This window comes from Streptomyces sp. NPDC050738 (assembly GCF_040654175.1).
Classification (GTDB): Bacteria; Actinomycetota; Actinomycetes; order Streptomycetales; family Streptomycetaceae; genus Streptomyces.
This window is the reverse complement of record NZ_JBFAHN010000001.1, coordinates 435,796-453,951: the sequence shown is the minus strand read 5'-3', so window position 1 is coordinate 453,951 and position 18,156 is coordinate 435,796. Positions and strand designations below refer to the sequence as shown.

The following is an 18,156-nucleotide window of genomic DNA, read 5'->3' as shown; positions in this document are numbered from 1 at the left end:
CGCTCAGAAGTCGAAGGGCTTGACGGTGTTCCAGGAGTAGACCTCGATGCCGTCGGCCGAGTCGGCGTAGTACGCCTTGCCGGTCTTGAGGGTGACGAGCTTCGCGGAGTCGTCCGAGTTGTTCATGTAGAGCGACATCCGGATCGAGTCGAAGCTCAGGTCGCTCGTGCCCTCGGGGAAGAGCTCCAGCGCCGCGTAGGCGTGCTTGCCCGGCTTCAGCGTCAGCGGCTGGGCGGGCTGGGAGTCCTTCTTCGAGTGCGGTACGTCGCCGTTGGCCGCGCCCGGGGTGACGATCGGGAACTTCTGCAGGGTGCAGGAGGAGCCGGTGTTGTTGGTCGCCGTGATCAGGATGTGGTCGCCCTGCTGACCGGCGTTCTTGTGCACCGTGCTGTACGTGAGGGCGCCGACCGTGCACTCGGCGGTCTTCTTCGCCGTCGTACCGCCGCCGGTGGTGGAGCCGGTCGTGGAACCGCCCGTGGAACCGGTTGTGGAGCCCTTGCTCTTGGAGGACGTCTGGGCGGCGGTCTTCCCCGTCGAGGTGTCCGTGCCGCCCGATGCCGGCTTCGACGCCGTGTCCGTGCCGGTCTGCGGAGCGGAGGCGCTGCCGGCGTCCTTGGTGGGGCTGTCGCTGCCGCCGCAGGCGGTCAGGCCGAGCGAGAGGGCGGCGACTGCGGCGGCGGCCAGGACGGTGTTCTTGCGGAAGCTGCGCATGGTGTATCTCCCCGTTTGCGGTGATCGGTGCACGTTTTCGGTGTTGAGTACAGCTTCACCGTGCCCGCTGCCGTCGCGCTTGCGTACCGCTAACGATTCGCTGGCAGCCGCGCCAGCTGTTCCTTCGCCTCCGCCGCACCCTCGGTGTAGCCAGCCGATTCCGCGGCCCGGATCGCCTGTTTCAGCTGGTCGGCGGCTTCTTCCGGACGTCCGGTCCCGGCCAGTGCCTGCCCGCGGGTGATCCTCAGCTGGACCTGCCCGATCACCGCGTCGGGCGGCAGCAGTTCATCCGCACGAAGGGTGTGCGCGAGCGCGGCCTCGTACGCCTGCGTCCGGAGACAGTGCCGCGCCAGATGCTGGAGGGTGAGCACCTGGGTGGCGGGATGGCCGGTCCGCACGGCGAGCGAGACCGCGTGCGACATCAGCAGCCCGGCGCGTTCGTGCGCGCCGGTGCCGTCCAGGACCACCGCGAGATTGACGTGGGCGATCGCCTCGCTGATCGCATCGCCTGCCTGCGCGGCCAGTTCGGGCGCCTTCTCCAGGTGTACGAGGGCTTCCGCGTCCCTGCCCTCCTCGTGCAGCACCCAGCCGAGCAGCGCCCGCGCCCGCGACTGCGCGTCGAGGTCGCCCACGTGCTCGGCCGAGGCGAGCCCGGCCTCCAGGACGGGCGTCCAGCCGTCGCGTACGCGCCACAGGACCAGCGGCCACTGCAGCAGCGCGAGCCGCCAGGCCCGGTCGTGCAGACCGAGCGAGACGGCGGCGGCGATGGCGCCCTCCAGGGCGGGGCGTTCGGCCTCGTACCAGGCGAGGGCGGCCGCCCGGTCCTCGAACTCCCTTACCGCGGCGGGCCGCAGGGCGTCGGCGGGCAGGGTGCAGCAGGGCTGGGAGCCCGGTTCGGCGGCGGCGTCGGCGGCGAGCCCGGTGTGGAGGTAGTGGTCCAGCAGGCGGGGCAGGCCCTCGGGGTCGGCTTCGGGGGCGAGCGAGCGGGCGTAGAGGCGTACGAGATCGTGCAGCGTCCAGCGGCCCGGCACCGGCTCGGTGAGGAGATGGGCGGCGGTCAGGCGCCCCAGATCGGCGGAGGCCTGGGCGGGCGAGGTCCCGGCGAGCGCGCCCGCCGCGAACCGGTCCAGGTCGGGGCCGGTGTGCAGGCCGAGCGCGCGGAACATCCGGGCGGCGGACTCGGGGAGCTCCTGCACGGTGAGGCGCAGGGCCGCGGAGACTCCGGTGTCCTCGATGTCCAGGAGCGCCAACCGGCCCTGCTCGTCGGCCAGTTCGTCGGCCATCGCCTGCAGCGTCCACTCGGGCCGCTCGGCGAGGCGGGCCGCCGTCACACGCAGGGCGAGCGGCAGTCCGTCGCAGAGCGCGGCCAGCCGGTCGGCGGCGAGCGGCTCGGCCGCGACCCGCTCCTCGCCCAGTACGGCCGCGAGGAGCGCCCCCGCGTCGGACGCCGGAAGGTGCCCGAGCGGCACCGGACGCGCCGCGTCGGAGGCGATGAGCCCGCCGAGCCGGTCGCGGCTGGTGACCAGCGTCGCGCAGCGGTCGCCGCCGGGCAGCAGCGGCCGCACCTGCTCGGAGGAGCGCGCGTTGTCGAGTACGACGAGGAGCCTGCGGCCTCCGGTGAGGAGCCGGAAGAGCGCGCCCATCGCTTCCGCGCCGTCCGGTATCCGGGGCAGCGGGGTGCCGAGCGCGAGCAGGAACTCCCTTAGTACGGCGGTGACTTCGGCGGCCTGGGTGTCGCTGAAGCCGCGCAGGTCGGCGAAGAGGCGCCCGTCGGGGAAGTCGGCGCGCCGCTCGTGCGCCCAGTGCACGGCGAAGGCGGACTTGCCGACCCCGGCGGGCCCGGTGACCAGGCAGACGGGGGCGTCGCCCGCGCCGACCGCCCGGGACAGCACGGCCAGTTCGGAGCCGCGCCCGGTGAAGCCGCGCGGCGGCCGGGGCAGCAGCTCGGGGGCGGGGGTCTCGGCGGTGGGGGCCGGGCGCTTCTCGGGGCCCGGTTCGGCGGCGCGCAGGATCGTCGCGTACGCCTCGCTGAGCGTCTCGCCCGGGTCGACGCCGAGCTCCTCGGCGAGCAGCCGCCGGGTGCGGTGGTACCAGTCCATGGCGTCCGACTGCCGCCCCGAGCGGCCGAGCGCCAGCATCAGGGCTGCCGCCAGGGATTCGCGCAGCGGGTGGGTGACGGCCTCGGTCCGCAGGACGGCGGCGGCCCGCGCATGTTCGCCGAGCTGTCCGTACGCGGCGGCCAGGGCTTCGACCGAGGCCAGCCGCAGCTCTTCCAGGCCGTTGGCCGCCGCCTCCAGGGGCCGGCTCCGCACGGTGCCGGTGAGCGCGGGCCCCTGCCAGACGGAGAGCGCCTCGCGCAGCATCTGCACGGCGTCGGCGGGCTGGCGCTGCACCCGGGCGAGCGCGACGAGCTCCTCGAAGCGGTGGGCGTCCACCAGCGATTCGGGCATCCGCAGGATGTACGCGGCACCCTGGGTGGCGAGCTCCACCCCGTACGCCTCCGCGCCGTGCTCGGCGAGCACGGCGCGCAGCCGTGAGACGTGTCCCTGCAGGACGGTCTTGGAGTGGGTGGGCGGCTCGTCCTCCCACAGCGCGGCGGTCAACTGCTCCACCCGCACCGCGGTGTTGGGCCGCAGCGCCAGCATCGCGAGGAGGCTGGAGCGCTTGGCGGGCCCGAGGGGTATGTCACCGTTCTCCGTCGCGACGGCGACGGAGCCGAGCAGTCGGAACTCCACGGATGACTCCCCTTTTATCCCCGGCCCCAAAGGATCGAGGATACGCGGAGTACGCGGAGGTCAGATGCCGTGCCGGCGTTCCTCCTCGACCAGCGTGGACTGTGTGGCGACCGGCGGACGCCGGCGGCGCAGCACGCTCGTGTAGACGCAGATGCCGATGAATCCGACCAGCATCATGATCAGGCCGACCACGTCGAGATTGACGCTCTGGACCTTCCAGTCCGTGGCGAAGGTCAGGATGGCCCCGACCGTGACCAGGAGAATGCAGCCTCCCAGGCCCATGTGACATCGCCTCCAGGGTTGATTGGCTGTGACGGGCTACGGCTGCGGGTACCCCGGCCCGCAACAGCCAATCAACCCAGTGGAGTTCAGGCTTCCAGGAATGCCACCAGCGCGTTCGCCAGCAGATACGGGTCGTCCGCCCCGCACAGCTCGCGCGCGCTGTGCATGGAGAGGATCGCGACGCCGATGTCGACGGTCCTGATCCCGTGGCGCGCGGCGGTGATCGGGCCGATGGTCGTCCCGCACGGCATGGCGTTGTTGGAGACGAAGTTCTGCATCGGGACGCCGGCCTTCTCGCAGGCCTCGGCGAAGACGGCCCGGCCGCTGCCGTCGGTGGCGTACCGCATGTTCACGTTGACCTTGAGGATCGGTCCGCCGTTGGCGCGCGGGTGGTGCGTCGGGTCGTGGCGCTCGCTGTAGTTGGGGTGCACGGCGTGGCCGGTGTCGGAGGACAGGCAGACGGTCCCGGCGAAGGCGCGGGCCTTGTCCTCGTACGCACCTCCGCGGGCGAAGACGGACCGCTCCAGGACGTTGCCGAGGAGCGGGCCGTCGGCGCCGGTGTCGGACTGCGAGCCGTTCTCCTCGTGGTCGAAGGCGGCGAGCACGGGGATGAAGTCGAGTGCCTTGCCCGAGGAGGCGACGGCGGCCAGCGCGGCGGTGCCCGCGTGCACGGAGAGCAGGTTGTCCATGCGCGGGCCTGCGAGCAGTTCCTTGTCGCGGCCGAGGTAGGAGGGTGCCTCGATGGAGTGGACCATCAGGTCCCAGCCGGTCACGTCGTCGGCGGCGACGCCCGCCTCCTGGGCGACGTAGGCGATGAGGTCGCCCTCGTGCACCTCGCCCAGACCCCAGATCGGCTGCATGTGGCGCTGCTTGTCGAGCTTGAGGCCGTCGGTGTTGGCCGTCCGGTCCAGGTGCACGGCGAGCTGGGGCACGCGCAGCAGCGCGCGGTCGATGTTGACCAGGCGGTACGAGCCGTCGCGCAGCGTCAGCCGCCCGGAGAGGCCGAGGTCGCGGTCGAGCCAGGTGTTGAGCAGTGTCCCGCCGTAGATCTCCACGGCCACCTGCCGCCAGCCCGCCGTGCCCATGTCGGGCTGGGGCTTCACGCGGAGGTTGGGGGAGTCGGTGTGGGCACCGACGATGCGGAAGGGGGTGTGAGCCTCGGCGCCCTCGGGGACGTACCAGGCGATGATCGCGCCGCCGCGCAGGACGAACTTGCCGCCGCTGGAGGCATCCCAGGCGTCGGTCTCGGCTACCTGACGGAAGCCGGCCTTCTCCAGCCGCTCCGCGGCGTTCGCCACGGCGTGGTACGGCGACGGGCTGGCCGCCAGGAAGGACATCAGGTCGTCGGTGTGTCCGCGGTCGAAGCGGGGCGGTGTGCTCATGGCTTCCACCCTAGCCACGACCGCCGACAGGCCGTACGGGCAGCGGGTGTGACGCAGCCCGCCCCCAGGCCAGGGGGCGGGCTGCGCAGCGGTACTAGAAGGCCGCCTCGTCCAGCTCCATCAGGGAGTTGTCGACCGTCTCGGCCAGCGCACGCGCGGCTCCGACGCCCGGCAGCACGTTCGTGGCGAAGAACTTCGCGGCCGCGATCTTGCCCTGGTAGAAGGCGATGTCCTTCTGCGAGGCCGAGGGGAGCTTCTCGGCGGCCACGGCCGCACCCTTGAGCAGCAGGTACGCGACGACGACATCGCCCGAAGCCATCAGCAGGCGGGTCGTGTTGAGGCCCACCTTGTAGATGTTCTTGACGTCCTCGCCGGTCGCGGTCAGGTCGGTGATCATCGTGCCGACGATCGCCTCCAGGTCCACGGCCGCCTTGGCGAGCTGCTCGCGCGCCTCGCCGAGCTCCTCGCCGCCGGTGCCGACCGCGAGGAACTTCTTGATCTCCTCGGACAGCATGTTCAGCGACGCGCCCTGGTCGCGGACGATCTTCCGGAAGAAGAAGTCCTGGCCCTGGATGGCGGTCGTGCCCTCGTAGAGGGTGTCGATCTTGGCGTCGCGGATGTACTGCTCGATCGGGTACTCCTGCAGGTAGCCGGAGCCTCCGAAGGTCTGCAGGGACTGGGCGAGCTGCTCGTAGGACTTCTCCGAGCCGTAGCCCTTCACGATCGGCAGGAGCAGGTCGTTGAGGCCGTGCAGCGCCTTGGCGTCCTCGCCCGCGGCCTCCTTCTCCTGGATCGCGTCCTGGACGGTGGCGGTGTAGAGCACCAGCGAGCGCATGCCCTCGGCGTACGCCTTCTGGGTCATCAACGAGCGGCGTACGTCCGGGTGGTGAGTGATCGTCACCTTCGGGGCGGCCTTGTCCATGAACTCGGCGAGGTCGGGGCCCTGGACGCGCTCCTTGGCGTACTCCAGCGCGTTCAGGTAGCCCGTCGAGAGCGTCGCGATGGCCTTCGTGCCGACCATCATCCGCGCGAACTCGATGATCCGGAACATCTGGCGGATGCCCTCGTGCTTGTCGCCGACCAGCCAGCCGACGGCCGGGTGCTGGTCGCCGAAGGTCATCTCGCAGGTGTTGGAGGCCTTGAGGCCCATCTTGTGCTCGACGTTGGTGGCGTAGGCGCCGTTGCGCTCGCCCAGCTCACCGGTCTCGAAGTCGAAATTGAACTTCGGGACCATGAAGAGGGAGAGGCCCTTGGTGCCAGGGCCCGCACCTTCCGGCCGCGCCAGCACGTAGTGAATGATGTTCTCGGACATGTCGTGCTCGCCCGAGGTGATGAAGCGCTTCACACCCTCGATGTGCCAGGAGCCGTCCGCCTGCTCCACAGCCTTCGTGCGGCCCGCGCCGACGTCCGAACCCGCGTCGGGCTCGGTGAGCACCATCGTCGAGCCCCACTGCTTCTCCACAGCGATCTCGGCGATCTTCTTCTGTACGTCATTGCCCTCCTCGTAGAGGATCCCGGCGAAGGCCGGGCCCGAGGAGTACATCCAGATCGCCGGGTTCGAGCCCAGGATCAGCTCGGCGAAACCCCAGATCAGGGAGCGCGGGGAGGTCGTGCCGCCGATCTCCTCGGGCAGGCCGAGCCGCCAGTACTCGGAGTCCATGAAGGTCTGGTAGCTCTTCTTGAAGGCCGCGGGGACCGGCGCCGTGTTGGTCTCCGGGTCGAAGACCGGCGGGTTGCGGTCGGCGTCCGCGAAGGAGTCGGCGAAGTCCTTCTCGGCGAGACGCGCGATCTCGTCGAGGATCGACTTGGCGGTCTCGACGTCCATCTCGGCGAACGGGCCGCTGCCGTACGTGCTGTCGCGACCGAGCACCTCGAACAGGTTGAACTCGATGTCGCGGAGATTCGACTTGTAGTGCCCCATGGCAACGGCCCTCTCGTGACGCATACCTATGACCAATACCGGTTAGTAGCTACGATGATGCTACCCGTCAGTAATAAGACGCAACCCCGCAAGGCCCATATGTGGCGCACTACTCTTGCGCGTATGTACGGCTACGACCAGACCCAGGGTGCTCAACAGCAACAGCAGTACGCCCAGCCGCAGCAGCAGCAGCCCGGCTACGGCGATCAGCCGCTGTACCCCGAGCCGTCCCCGCCGTCCCTGGCCGAAGCGGTCCGCGCCTTCACCACCGGGTCGCTCTCCATCGAGGACTTCCAGCAGATCTTCGCGACGTCGAAGGTCTACTGCCCGCGCGGCGACAACCCCGGATTCCTGGCCCTGCACAACACCCAGCAGCCGGTGATCCCGATGTTCACCTCGCTCAAGGAGCTGCGCAGGTACGCCGGCAAGGAGTCCAAGTACTTCGTGATCACCGGCGCCGAGGTCATCGACCTGCTGCCCACCGGCTACGGCTTCGTCCTGGACATGGAGGGCGAGCACCGGATGGTGTTCGACGCGAAGGCCGTCGAGCAGATGGTCGACTTCGCGATGCGCCGTATGTACGGCTGACCAGGGCCGCAGCCCGCAGAGCTTCCCGACCGGGGCCCGTACCGCAGTGGCGGTACGGGCCCCGGTCGTGTGCCAGGACGCGGGTCCGGGGCGCGGGTCCGGGGCGCGCCGGAATAACGCCGCACTTGCAGAATGTTCACCGTTCAACTACTTTGGGAGCTGAGCATCCCGTAAGAGGAGGGCCACCATGCCTGCCGTAACCGTCGAGAACCCGTTGACCCTGCCGCGTGTGACCGCACCGGAGGGTTCCGTAGCGCGCCCCGTGCTTGCCGTGACCACGGCGCCGGGTGGATTCGAGGGCGAGGGCTTCCCGGTGCGCCGCGCCTTCGCGGGGATCAACTACCAGCACCTCGATCCGTTCATCATGATGGACCAGATGGGTGAGGTGGAGTACGCGCCGGGAGAGCCCAAGGGCACGCCCTGGCACCCGCACCGCGGCTTCGAGACCGTCACGTATCTGATCGACGGCACCTTCATCCACCAGGACAGCCATGGTGGCGGCGGCACGATCAACGACGGCGACACCCAGTGGATGACCGCGGGCTCGGGACTGCTGCACATCGAGGCGCCGCCGGAGTCGCTGGTCGTCTCGGGCGGGCTCTTCCACGGCCTCCAGCTGTGGGTGAACCTCCCGGCCGCCGACAAGATGATGGCGCCCAGGTACCAGGACATCCGCGGCGGTGAAGTGCAGCTGCTCGCCTCCGCCGACGGCGGTGCGCTGCTGCGGGTCATCGCGGGATCGCTCGACGGCCATGAGGGCCCGGGCGTCACGCACACCCCGATCACGATGATCCACGCGACGGTCCGGCCCGGTGCGGAGGTCACGCTGCCCTGGCGCGAGGACTTCAACGGTCTTGCGTACGTCATGGCCGGGCGCGGGTCGGTAGGCACCGACCGGCGGCCCGTCCACACCGGGCAGACCGCGGTGTTCGGGGCCGGGTCCTCGCTGACCGTCCGGGCGGACGAGCAGCAGGACGCGAAGAGTCCTGACCTGGAGATCGTGCTGCTCGGCGGGCGGCCCATCCGTGAGCCGATGGCGCACTACGGCCCGTTCGTGATGAATTCGCGGGCGGAGCTGCAGCAGGCGTTCGACGACTACCAGGCCGGCCGCCTGGGCGTCATCCCGACGGAGCGCGTGCCGCACACCTGAGTGGCGACGGGGGTTTCGGGGGCTTCTGCCCCCGGGCGCCCGCTCCGTCACCCCTGCAGACCCTGCTGAGGGGCCGTCAGGCCGCCCCCGTGGTCGGCTTGGTGTGTGAACTCCCTTCTCCCTGAAACCGCCCGCCGCACCGCCGCCTGGTGCGTGGTGGTCCTGCTGGTGACCGGGGTCGCGGCCGTCGGGGTCTGGCTGTGCATCGTCTTCCAGTCCGCCGTCACACCCGTGCTGCTCGCGCTGCTCGGCACCGCTCTCCTGGGGCCCGTGCACGGCTGGCTGGTCCGGCGGAAGGTCAACCGCGCGCTCGCCTCCGCGCTGACCTGCGTCGCGCTCGTCGCCGTCGTCGGTGGGACCGGGTACGTCGTCGTGGCCGCCCTCATCGACACCGGTGACCAGATCGTCTCCTCGCTCAGCGACGCCGGGGACTGGATCAAGGAACACTTCGGGATCGACCAGGCCGCCGACCTCGGCTCCGCCGCCGACAGCGCCAAGAGCCTGATCTCCAAGTGGGGCGCGAGCGCCTTCAGCGGGGTGATCGCGGGGATCTCCATCCTTGCCTCGCTGCTGGCCACCTCCGTGCTCGCCCTGCTGCTGATGTTCTTCTTCCTGAAGGACTCGGACCGGGCCGCCGGCCTCGCGCAGACCATCGCCCCCGGCCGCCTCGGCGAGACCCTGGAGGCCATGGGGCGGCGGGCCTTCGAGGCCGTCGAGGGCTTTATGCGCGGGACGACGATCATCGCCCTCATCGACGCCGTCTGCATCACCGTCGGGCTGCTGATCCTGCGGGTGCCCGGCGCGGTCGGGCTCGGCGCGCTGGTCTTCGTCACCGCGTACATCCCCTACCTCGGCGCGACCCTCTCCGGCGCGGTCGCCGTGCTGGTCGCGCTGGCCGACCGGGGCTGGGTGATCGGACTCTGGACGCTGGGCGTGATCCTCGCCGTACAGCAGCTGGAGGGGAATGTGCTCCAGCCGATGATCCAGTCACGGCATGTGCAGATGCACCCGGCCATGGTGATGCTCGCCATCACCATGGGGGCGTCCGTCGCCGGGATCCTGGGGATGCTGCTCGCGGTGCCGGTGCTCGCCGCGGCCTTCGGGATCATCGGGGAACTGAGGAATCCCTACGGCTCGGAGGGCCCGGCCCCCGCGGAGCTGTCCTCGGACCCCGGCTCCGATTCGTAGATCTCGAACCAGATCGACTTGCCGGCGCCCCGCGGATCGACCCCCCACGCGTCCGCCAGCATCTCCATCAGCACCAGACCGCGCCCCGAGGACGCCATCTCGCCGGGGCGCCGCTTGTGCGGCAGCTCGTCGCTGGCGTCCGCGACCTCCACGCGCAGCCGCCGCGAGCCCGCCTCGCCCGTCGCCGCCGCGACCAGCGCCGCGTCGCCGTCCGTGTGGACCAGGACGTTGGTGACCATCTCGGAGACCATCAGCTCGGCGGAGTCGACCTGCTCGGGGTCGGCCCAGTCGTGGAGGAGTTCGCGCAGCTGCCTGCGGGCCTCGGCGATCCGCTCCGGCTGGGCCTGGGCGACGGTGAGCGCGGTACGGCGCACCGCGAGCCGTGTCTCGGTGTCCCGGGAGAGCAGCAGGACCGCGATGTCGTCCTCGCGGCGGTCCGCGAGTGGGCCGATCGTGTGATGCGAGGTGGGGCCGATCACGCCCTGGACCAGGGCGTCGGCCATCTTCTCCAGGGAGCCCTCCGCGTACTCCTCCATGATCGGGCGGAGCCGGTCCCAGCCGGTGGCCCAGTCGTGCCCGCCGGTCTCGATGAGGCCGTCCGTGCAGAACATCAGGGCCTCCCCGGGCTGCAGGGAGATACGGGTCGTGGGGTAGTCCGTGTCCTCCTCGATGCCCAGGGGGAGGCCGCCCGCCGTGGGGTGGAGCATCGGGGTGCCGTCGGCGGTGATCAGGACCGGGTCGGGGTGGCCGGCGCGTGCGACGTCCAGGGTTCCCGCGACCGGGTCGACCTCGGCGTACAGGCAGGTCGCGAAGCGCGGGCCCATGAAGTCCGTGTCGTCGTGGGCGTCGGTGAGACCGGTCAGGAAGCGGCCCGCCCGGGAGAGGACGGCGTCGGGGCTGTGGCCCTCCGAGGCGTACGCCCGCAGCGCGATCCGCAGCTGGCCCATCACGCCGGCCGCCCGTACGTCATGGCCCTGTACGTCGCCGATGACCAGCGCGACGCGGCCGTTGGGCAGCGGGATCATGTCGTACCAGTCGCCGCCGACCTGCAGCCCGCCGCCCGTCGGGACATAGCGTGCCGCGACCGTCATCCCCGGGATCTCGGGCCCGAGCGTCGGCATCATGGTCCGCTGCAGCCCCAGCGACAGCTCGCGCTCCGACTCCGTGACCACGGCCCTGGCGAGCGCCTGCGCCAGCATCCTGGCCACGGTGGTGAGCACCGAGCGCTCATCCGGGGAGAAGGAGACCGGGTGCTTGAACGCCGCCATCCAGGCGCCCATCGTGCGGCCCGCGACGACCAGCGGCAGGAACGCCCAGGACTGGCGGTGGAAGACCTGCGCGAGGGGCCAGGCGGCGCTGTAGCGGCGCTCGTACTCCTCCGGTGTCGGCAGATAGATGGCCCGTCCGGTGCGCGCCACCTCGGCCGCCGGATAGTCGGTGTCCAGCGTCATGTCGGAGAAGGGGCCGTCGGCGCCCGGGTTGTGCCCGTGGTGGCCGATGATCGTGAGCCGGTCGCCCTCCACGCCGAAGACCGCGAGTCCGTCCGGTGAGAAACCGGGCATCGAGAGGGATACGGCGACCCGGAGCACCTCGGAGGTCGAGCGGGCCTCGGCGAGCGCACGGCCCGCGTCCAGCAGGAACGCCTCGCGGGAGCGGCGCCAGTCGCCGGTGATGCGGGCCCGGCCGCCGGTGGTGCCCGGCTGGGGCTCGACGACCTCCTGGATGGTGCCGACACCCACGTACACGTCTGCGGTCTGGCCTATGAGCTGGGGCTTCGAGCGGCTGCGTACCGTACGGAGCACGTGCCCGGCCTCGTCCACGACGCGCAGCCGGACCTCGGCGAGCGTGTCCTCGGCGATGGAGAGGTTCACGACCCCGCGCATCTCGTTCCAGTCGACGGGGTGGAAGCGCGAGCGCACGAGGGACTCAGCGTGCGGGGACTGGCCCGCGGGCAGCCCGAGCAGCCGGGCCGCCTCGTCGTCCATGGTGACGAAACCGGCCGAGCTGTCCCACCGCCACACTCCGGTGGCGATGCTGGCCAGTACATCCTCAGTGCGCATTGCCCCACTTTATTCCGGACGAGGCAGTTGGGCAGGGGCCGGTACCCTGGGGTGGTTGATTCCCGCCTGTCTCGCGAAGAATCTCGCGAAGAATTGGATGAACGATGCAGCATCGGTACAGGTCCCACACGTGCGGCGAGCTCCGCGCCTCCGACGTCGGCAGCGACGTCCGGCTGAGCGGCTGGCTGCACAATCGCCGAGACCTGGGCGGCATCCTCTTCATCGATCTCCGTGACCACTACGGCATCACCCAGCTTGTCGCCCGTCCCGGCACCCCCGGCAACGAGGCCCTGGCGAAGCTGACCAAGGAGACCGTCGTACGGATCGACGGCAAGGTCTCCGCCCGTGGCGCGGACAACGTCAACGGCGAGCTGCCGACCGGCGAGGTCGAGATCGAGGTCGGCGAGGTCGAGATCCTCGGCGAGGCCGCCCCGCTGCCCTTCACGATCAACGCCGAGGACGGCGTGAACGAGGAGCGCCGCCTGGAGTACCGCTTCCTGGACCTGCGCCGCGAGCGCATGCACCGCAACATCATGCTGCGGTCCTCCGTCATCGCCTCGATCCGCTCGAAGATGGTCGCGCTCGGCTTCAACGAGATGGCGACGCCGATCCTCACGGCGACCTCCCCCGAGGGCGCCCGCGACTTCGTCGTCCCGTCCCGGCTGAACCCCGGCAAGTTCTACGCGCTGCCGCAGGCCCCGCAGCAGTTCAAGCAGCTGCTGATGATCTCCGGCTTCGACCGCTACTTCCAGATCGCGCCCTGCTTCCGCGACGAGGACGCCCGCGCCGACCGCTCGCCGGGCGAGTTCTACCAGCTCGACGTCGAGATGAGCTTCGTCGAGCAGGAAGACGTCTTCCAGCCGATCGAGAAGCTGATGACGGAGATCTTCACGGAGTTCGGCAACGGCCGTGAGGTCACCTCGCCCTTCCCGCGCATCCCGTTCCGCGAGTCGATGCTGAAGTACGGCAACGACAAGCCCGACCTGCGCGCCAAGCTGGAGCTGGTCGACGTCACGGACGTCTTCGCGGACTCGGGCTTCAAGGCGTTCGCGGGCAAGCACGTGCGCGCGCTGCCCGTCCCGGACACCGCCTCGCAGTCCCGGAAGTTCTTCGACGGCCTCGGCGACTACGCGGTCTCGCTCGGCGCGAAGGGCCTGGCCTGGGTGCGGGTCGGCGACGACGGCGCGCTCGCGGGTCCGATCGCCAAGTTCCTCACCGAGGACGACATCAAGGCGCTGACCGAGCGCCTGGAGCTGAAGCCGGGCCACGCGGTCTTCTTCGGCGCGGGCGAGTTCGGCGAGGTCTCCAAGATCATGTCGGGCGTCCGGGTGGAGGCCGCCAAGCGTGCGGGCCACTTCGAAGAGGGCGTCTTCCGCTTCTGCTGGATCGTCGACTTCCCGATGTACGAGAAGGACGAGGAGACCGGCAAGATCGACTTCTCGCACAACCCCTTCTCGATGCCCCAGGGCGGCCTCGCCGACCTGGAGGAGAAGGACCCGCTCGACATCCTGGCCTTCCAGTACGACATCGTCTGCAACGGCATCGAGCTGTCGTCGGGCGCGATCCGTAACCACGAGCCCGACCTGATGCTCAAGGCCTTCGAGATCGCCGGCTACGACCGCGAGACCGTCGAGCACGAGTTCGCGGGCATGCTGCGCGCCTTCCGCCTCGGCGCCCCGCCGCACGGCGGCATCGCCCCGGGCGTGGACCGTATCGTCATGCTCCTCGCGGACGAGCCCAACATCCGCGAGACGATCGCCTTCCCGCTCAACGGCAACGCGCAGGACCTGATGATGGGCGCGCCCACGACCCTCGACGAGACGCGGCTGCGCGAGCTGAACATCCAGCTGCGCAAGCCGGTCGAGAAGTAGCAGCCGCCGTACGCGGAGAAGCTCCCGGCCCGGGTCATGGGGCCGGGAGCTTCTGCGTGCCGTCAGGCCTTGGAGCCGCCGAAGAACTCCAGCTCCGCGATGGCCACTTGCTTGTCCGCGCCCGCGCCGTAGGCCGAGCGCAGCACCAGACGTACGGTCACCGCTCCCTTGACCCGCAGGTCCACGCGCTGGGCGCCGCCGTCGTCGATGCGCTTGCGGGAGGTGTGGATCTTTCCGCTCGAATCCGTCACCACCAGGTCGAACTCCTGGGGGCGTGCCTGCGAGACCGCCTGCCCCGACACCGCCGAAGTGCCCGGCGTGATCACCATGTTGAGCAGATCGGTGGGCTGGCCGAAGGTGGCCTCGACGTACTGGCCGGCCGAGTCGTTCGCGTACCCCGTGCCCCACCAGGTGTTGGAGTAGCTGTCGAAGGCCTGCTTCGCGTCGTGCCCCTTCGCGGCGTGCGACGCCTTCCAGGCGGTCGGGTGCACGGCGACCCGCTTGGCGAAGTGGTCCTGGACGGCGCGGGCGGCGGGCGGGCCGCCGACGATCCCGCCGACGGCCACCGCGACAACCGCCACCGCCACCAGGGCCCGTGCGATCCACCGGCGCCTGTCCCGGTGCAGCCGGGGGCGCTGGCCTGCGTACGGGCCTTCGGCCGTGGACGCGTCCTGCGGTGCGAGGGGGGTGGCGCAGCTGCGGCAGAAGTGCCGGTGCGGGGGGTTGGGGGTCGCGCAGGCCGGGCACGGGGCGCCGTTGACGGGCTGCGGGGCCGTCTGCCCGGTGCGTACCTGCGGGCGGGCCGCGTCGGGCCGGCCAGGGAGCACGCCGCCGGGCGGGGTCGCGGCGTACGGCGACGATTCGGGTACGGGGACGAGCAGCGCGTGGGCGGTGCTCTGCGGGCGCGGCGGCTCCACCACCGGGGGCCGCGGGACGGTGGCCTCGGGGTCCGCGGGGCCCGGGGCGCCGGCGACGTCGAAGGAGGACGTGGCCGGGCCGAACGTGCCGTGCGCCGGGCCGTGTTGGGCCACCGAAGGGGGCGTGGGGACCCCGGCCGGGGGTGTGGGGGCGGATGCGCGCGGGTCGTCCGGGGGCGGCGGGGCGAGGTCGCTGCGCGACGGGCGCTTGAGGGTCACCGTGTGCTGCGGGGACTCGGCTTCGGGGGCGGCGGGGGCGGCGGCGCCCTGGGCGTCCCAGCGCAGGAACGCACCGCACGCGTCGCAGAAGGACTGGCCGACCCGGGTGGCCGGCGTCGAGCAGTCGGGGCAGCGTACGGCGCCCGGGGAGGAGGCAGGGGTGTCGGACATCGGCGGTCAGGTTCCTTCGGGCGCAGGGATGGTGGAGGTCACCTCGGCCGTGAAGGGGAGGTGGGCGGGGCGGGCCGCCGCGACGACGGTCCGCAGCCGGTGCTGGTCGATCGAGCCGGGGTTGTGGACCCGCAGGGCGACGTGCAGACCGGCGCGCGGGGCGCCGGGGAAGGCGCCGAGGGGCCGCTCCGAGTAGGTGGCGCCGCCGCTCTCGGTGATCTCGGGGCGCACGCCGAAGGCCAGTTGGACCGTGAGTTCAAGGCCCCGGCGGGTGCCGCGCAGCCGGTGCAGGGACACCGCGGTCGCCACGGCGTGGCGGCGCACGGGCAGCGGCTCGGTGCCTTCGAGCTCGGTGCCGACCCATTCGGTGAGCCAGTCGAGGAAGTCCTCGGGGGCGAGAGCGGGCGTGAAGTACGCCTCCAGTGAGTCCAGGACGGTGAAGAGCGGTGCCAGGACGGTGTCGAGACCGGCGACGAAGCGCAGGGCGAAGTCGTCGTCGGCGTAGACGGCGGGCAGCTGGTCGGCGATCGGATGCGCGGAGAGCAGCCCGGGGACCGTGCCCCGCCGGGAGGTGCCGGTCATCGGGCCTCGATCACGCGGACGCGGTGGTCGAAGGGGAACAGCAGGGCGGACGGGGAGAGTTCGATGCGGTCGGTCGACTCGCCGCGCCGTCCGGTGAGCGGGTCGGCGGGGTGCAGGAGCACCTCGTCGACGAGCTCCACGCCGGGCACGCGCTGGAGCGCGGCGAAGATCTCACCGGCGCGCAGCGGCCGGCCGAAGGGCCAGCCGTCGTGGTGGGCGCCGCCCGTCAGCGGGTCGAGGTAGGAGTAGAGGGCGTCCAGGGCCTCGGCCTGGACGGTCTCGGCCTGGGCGGCGCGGAAGGCGTGCAGGGTCGCGACGACCGTGACGCCCTGGTAGTACGGCGGCCCCACTGCCAGGCGTGTGCCCAACGGCCGCCGCTCGTCCAGGAATTGGGTGACCCGGTTCAGCAACTCCTTGCCGGGGACGAGCTGTTCGAAGCGGATACGGCCGCCACGGTCGGGGACGGCCTGCGGGACGACCAGGACCCGTACGGCGTTCTCGCCCTGCTCGGCGGCGTCCGCCGCGAGGCAGGCGATGCGGGCGGTCTCGGGGGCCGCCCTGCGCGCCAGCTCCTCGTAGTCCCGCGCGGTCACGGCCCGTTCCTGGGCGCGCAGGGTGATCGGGGCGCGCGTCTTGGCCTCCTCGACGCTCTCGCCGTCGACGCCGCCGCGCGCCGCCTCCCGGTTCTCGACGCGGGCGATGTACGGGATGGAGCTGCGCAGCACCTGGATCATGCCGCGCGCGACATTGCCGCCGCGCCCGCCGCCGGTGCCGTACAGCGCGGCCCGTATCGCGGCGCCCTTGTCGGGCACCGCCCCGAACTGCCGCAGAGTGCCGTCGGGTTGGCGTACCGCAGGGCCGAAGGCGATCTCGCCCGTCGCCGCGTCCAGCGTGAAGTGGTGGCTCTGCGCTCCGGAGGAGGAGAAGTCGGAGACCGCCTCCCACTCCTCCCAGCCCTCGCCCGCCGACACCTGGAGCCGCAGCGCGGGGGTTGCGACGACCGGGGCGTGGGCCAGGCGCAGCCGCTGTCCGGGCACGCCCTGCGAGTCGCCGAGGGACTCGTCGCGTACGGAATCGGAGTGCGCGGCCCGCGTCGTACCACCGATGGTGAAGGCGGACGCGCCGCGCACCGTGGGCGATGCGCTGTAGAACGGCTGGCCCTGCACGGCCTCGACGACCCGGCAGCGCAGCCAGCCCGCGTCCGTACGACCCATGCGGGACACGGCGTGCCCGGCCGGGATGTGCAGGACGGCTTCGCCGGGCCGGTTGAGGCCGCCCGTGGTGTCCTCGGCGACCTCGCACGCGGCCCAGCCCTCGGCCGTCCACGCCTCCCAGACCAGCGGCGGCTGGCGGGGGTCGACGCCGACGCCGTCGACCTGGCTCTCCAGGCGCAGTACGGCCGCGCAGTGCGGGACGGCGGCGCTCAGCCCGAAGTAGAGGGTGTCGCCGGGGAGCGGGGCGGCCGAGAAGGCGGGGACGTCGTTGCCCGCGAGGACGTCCTGCGAGCGGTCCTCGGGGGCGGCGCCCGACGGCTGGCGCAGCACGGCGAGGAGTTCGCAGGGGATGACGGTCAGCGGTTCGGTGGTGGCGAAGACGACCGCCTCCTCCGACTCGGTGCGGCCGGTGGCCACCTCCGTACCGGACGGCAGCACGACCGGCTCGGGCTGCGGCGCGGACAGCCAGAAGGTGACGTCCGTACGGGCGGCTGCGGGCGGGAAGAGCGTGATGCCGAGCAGGTCCAGGAAGGCCAACTGGTTCTTCTCCGGAACCCTGTTGAGCCGGTAGACGATCTGGTCGGCCATGTGCGCGACGGCCTCGATGAGCGTGACACCGGGGTCGGAGACGTTGTGATCGCTCCACTCGGGGCAGCGCTGCTGGACATAGCGCTTGGCGTCGTCGACGAACTGCTGAAAGCGCCGGTCGTCGAGATGGGGGGCGGGCAGTGCCATCACAGGTCGCTTTCGGTATCCGCCGGGCCGCCGGCCTCGGACGGGATGACGTAGAAGGGGAAGACGAGATTGCGCGGGTTGTTGGTGCCGCGCACCGAATAGCGGATGTCGATGTGCAGGACGGTCGGCTCGTCGGGTGCGGGGGTGACCGTCACCTCGGCGACGTCGATACGGGGCTCCCAGCGCTCCAGGGAGATCAGCACCTCGTTGCGGATGCGTCCGGCGGTCGCGTCGTTGACGGGAGCGAACACCAAGTCGTGGACTGCGCAGCCGAATTCGGGACGCATCGGGCGCTCGCCCGGCGCGGTGGCCAGGACCAGGCGCATCGACTCCTCGATCTCCCGGTCGCGGTGGGACAGCGCGATGGCACCGCCCGGGTCGGTGCGCATCGGGAAGGACCAGCCGGCCCCGACGAAGTGCTCGCTCATGT

General features: G+C 71.3%; 14 protein-coding genes. 4 read left to right on the top strand and 10 right to left on the bottom strand.

Annotated elements, in window-relative coordinates:
• Nucleotides 1–3 precede the first annotated feature (3 nt).
• The 5 genes from AB0H78_RS02145 to AB0H78_RS02125 form a co-directional block, all read right to left on the bottom strand.
• Nucleotides 4–711 carry a DUF4232 domain-containing protein gene (locus tag AB0H78_RS02145; RefSeq protein ID WP_363232278.1) on the bottom strand — a complete coding sequence of 236 codons (708 nt, stop codon included), beginning with the start codon at nt 709–711 and terminating at the stop codon, nt 4–6.
• A gap of 89 nt (nt 712–800) precedes the next feature.
• The gene (locus tag AB0H78_RS02140; protein ID WP_363232277.1) at nt 801–3,446 is read right to left on the bottom strand and encodes a transcriptional regulator; all 2,646 of its coding nucleotides are present in this window, start codon (nt 3,444–3,446) and stop codon (nt 801–803) included.
• 60 nt (nt 3,447–3,506) lie between these two features.
• The gene (locus tag AB0H78_RS02135; protein ID WP_363232276.1) at nt 3,507–3,728 is read right to left on the bottom strand and encodes a DUF6458 family protein; all 222 of its coding nucleotides are present in this window, start codon (nt 3,726–3,728) and stop codon (nt 3,507–3,509) included.
• 86 nt (nt 3,729–3,814) lie between these two features.
• On the bottom strand, nt 3,815–5,110 hold the full coding sequence (locus AB0H78_RS02130; protein ID WP_363232275.1) for a M18 family aminopeptidase: 1,296 nt from the start codon (nt 5,108–5,110) through the stop codon (nt 3,815–3,817).
• A gap of 94 nt (nt 5,111–5,204) precedes the next feature.
• Nucleotides 5,205–7,031 carry an acyl-CoA dehydrogenase gene (locus AB0H78_RS02125; RefSeq protein WP_363232274.1) on the bottom strand — a complete coding sequence of 609 codons (1,827 nt, stop codon included), beginning with the start codon at nt 7,029–7,031 and terminating at the stop codon, nt 5,205–5,207.
• Nucleotides 7,032–7,154: 123 nt separating this feature from the next.
• Between AB0H78_RS02125 and AB0H78_RS02120 the strand changes: the two genes are divergently transcribed.
• From AB0H78_RS02120 to AB0H78_RS02110, 3 genes are all read left to right on the top strand, one after another.
• The gene (locus tag AB0H78_RS02120) at nt 7,155–7,619 is read left to right on the top strand and encodes an SseB family protein (protein ID WP_363232273.1); all 465 of its coding nucleotides are present in this window, start codon (nt 7,155–7,157) and stop codon (nt 7,617–7,619) included.
• A gap of 187 nt (nt 7,620–7,806) precedes the next feature.
• Nucleotides 7,807–8,769 carry a pirin family protein gene (locus tag AB0H78_RS02115; protein WP_363232272.1) on the top strand — a complete coding sequence of 321 codons (963 nt, stop codon included), beginning with the start codon at nt 7,807–7,809 and terminating at the stop codon, nt 8,767–8,769.
• 105 nt (nt 8,770–8,874) lie between these two features.
• A complete protein-coding gene (locus AB0H78_RS02110; RefSeq protein WP_363232271.1) occupies nt 8,875–9,957 on the top strand; it encodes an AI-2E family transporter in 1,083 nt (360 codons plus the stop codon).
• Here AB0H78_RS02110 and AB0H78_RS02105 read toward each other — a convergent pair.
• A complete protein-coding gene (locus AB0H78_RS02105; protein WP_363232270.1) occupies nt 9,897–12,017 on the bottom strand; it encodes a SpoIIE family protein phosphatase in 2,121 nt (706 codons plus the stop codon). The two genes, AB0H78_RS02110 and AB0H78_RS02105, sit on opposite strands and share 61 nt — an antisense overlap.
• Nucleotides 12,018–12,121: 104 nt before the next feature.
• On the opposite strand from AB0H78_RS02105, the gene aspS reads away from it, so the two are divergent.
• Complete coding sequence (gene aspS, locus AB0H78_RS02100; RefSeq protein ID WP_363232269.1) at nt 12,122–13,888, top strand: aspartate--tRNA ligase; 1,767 nt, start codon at nt 12,122–12,124, stop codon at nt 13,886–13,888.
• A gap of 62 nt (nt 13,889–13,950) precedes the next feature.
• On the opposite strand, the gene AB0H78_RS02095 is transcribed toward aspS, so the two are convergent.
• The 4 genes from AB0H78_RS02095 to AB0H78_RS02080 are packed head-to-tail and all read right to left on the bottom strand — an operon-like array spanning nt 13,951 to nt 18,154.
• On the bottom strand, nt 13,951–15,195 hold the full coding sequence (locus tag AB0H78_RS02095; RefSeq protein WP_363232268.1) for a zinc ribbon domain-containing protein: 1,245 nt from the start codon (nt 15,193–15,195) through the stop codon (nt 13,951–13,953).
• Between the two features lie 6 nt (nt 15,196–15,201).
• Entirely contained in the window at nt 15,202–15,777 is a 576-nt protein-coding gene (locus tag AB0H78_RS02090; RefSeq protein WP_363232267.1) for a phage tail protein, read from the bottom strand.
• Nucleotides 15,774–17,726 (bottom strand): putative baseplate assembly protein, encoded by a 1,953-nt coding sequence (locus AB0H78_RS02085; RefSeq protein ID WP_363232266.1) that lies wholly within the window; start codon nt 17,724–17,726, stop codon nt 15,774–15,776. Before AB0H78_RS02085 ends, AB0H78_RS02090 begins: the two co-directional genes overlap by 4 nt.
• Complete coding sequence (locus tag AB0H78_RS02080; RefSeq protein WP_363232265.1) at nt 17,726–18,154, bottom strand: GPW/gp25 family protein; 429 nt, start codon at nt 18,152–18,154, stop codon at nt 17,726–17,728. The genes AB0H78_RS02085 and AB0H78_RS02080 overlap by 1 nt, the downstream gene beginning before the upstream one ends.
• Nucleotides 18,155–18,156 lie beyond the last annotated feature (2 nt).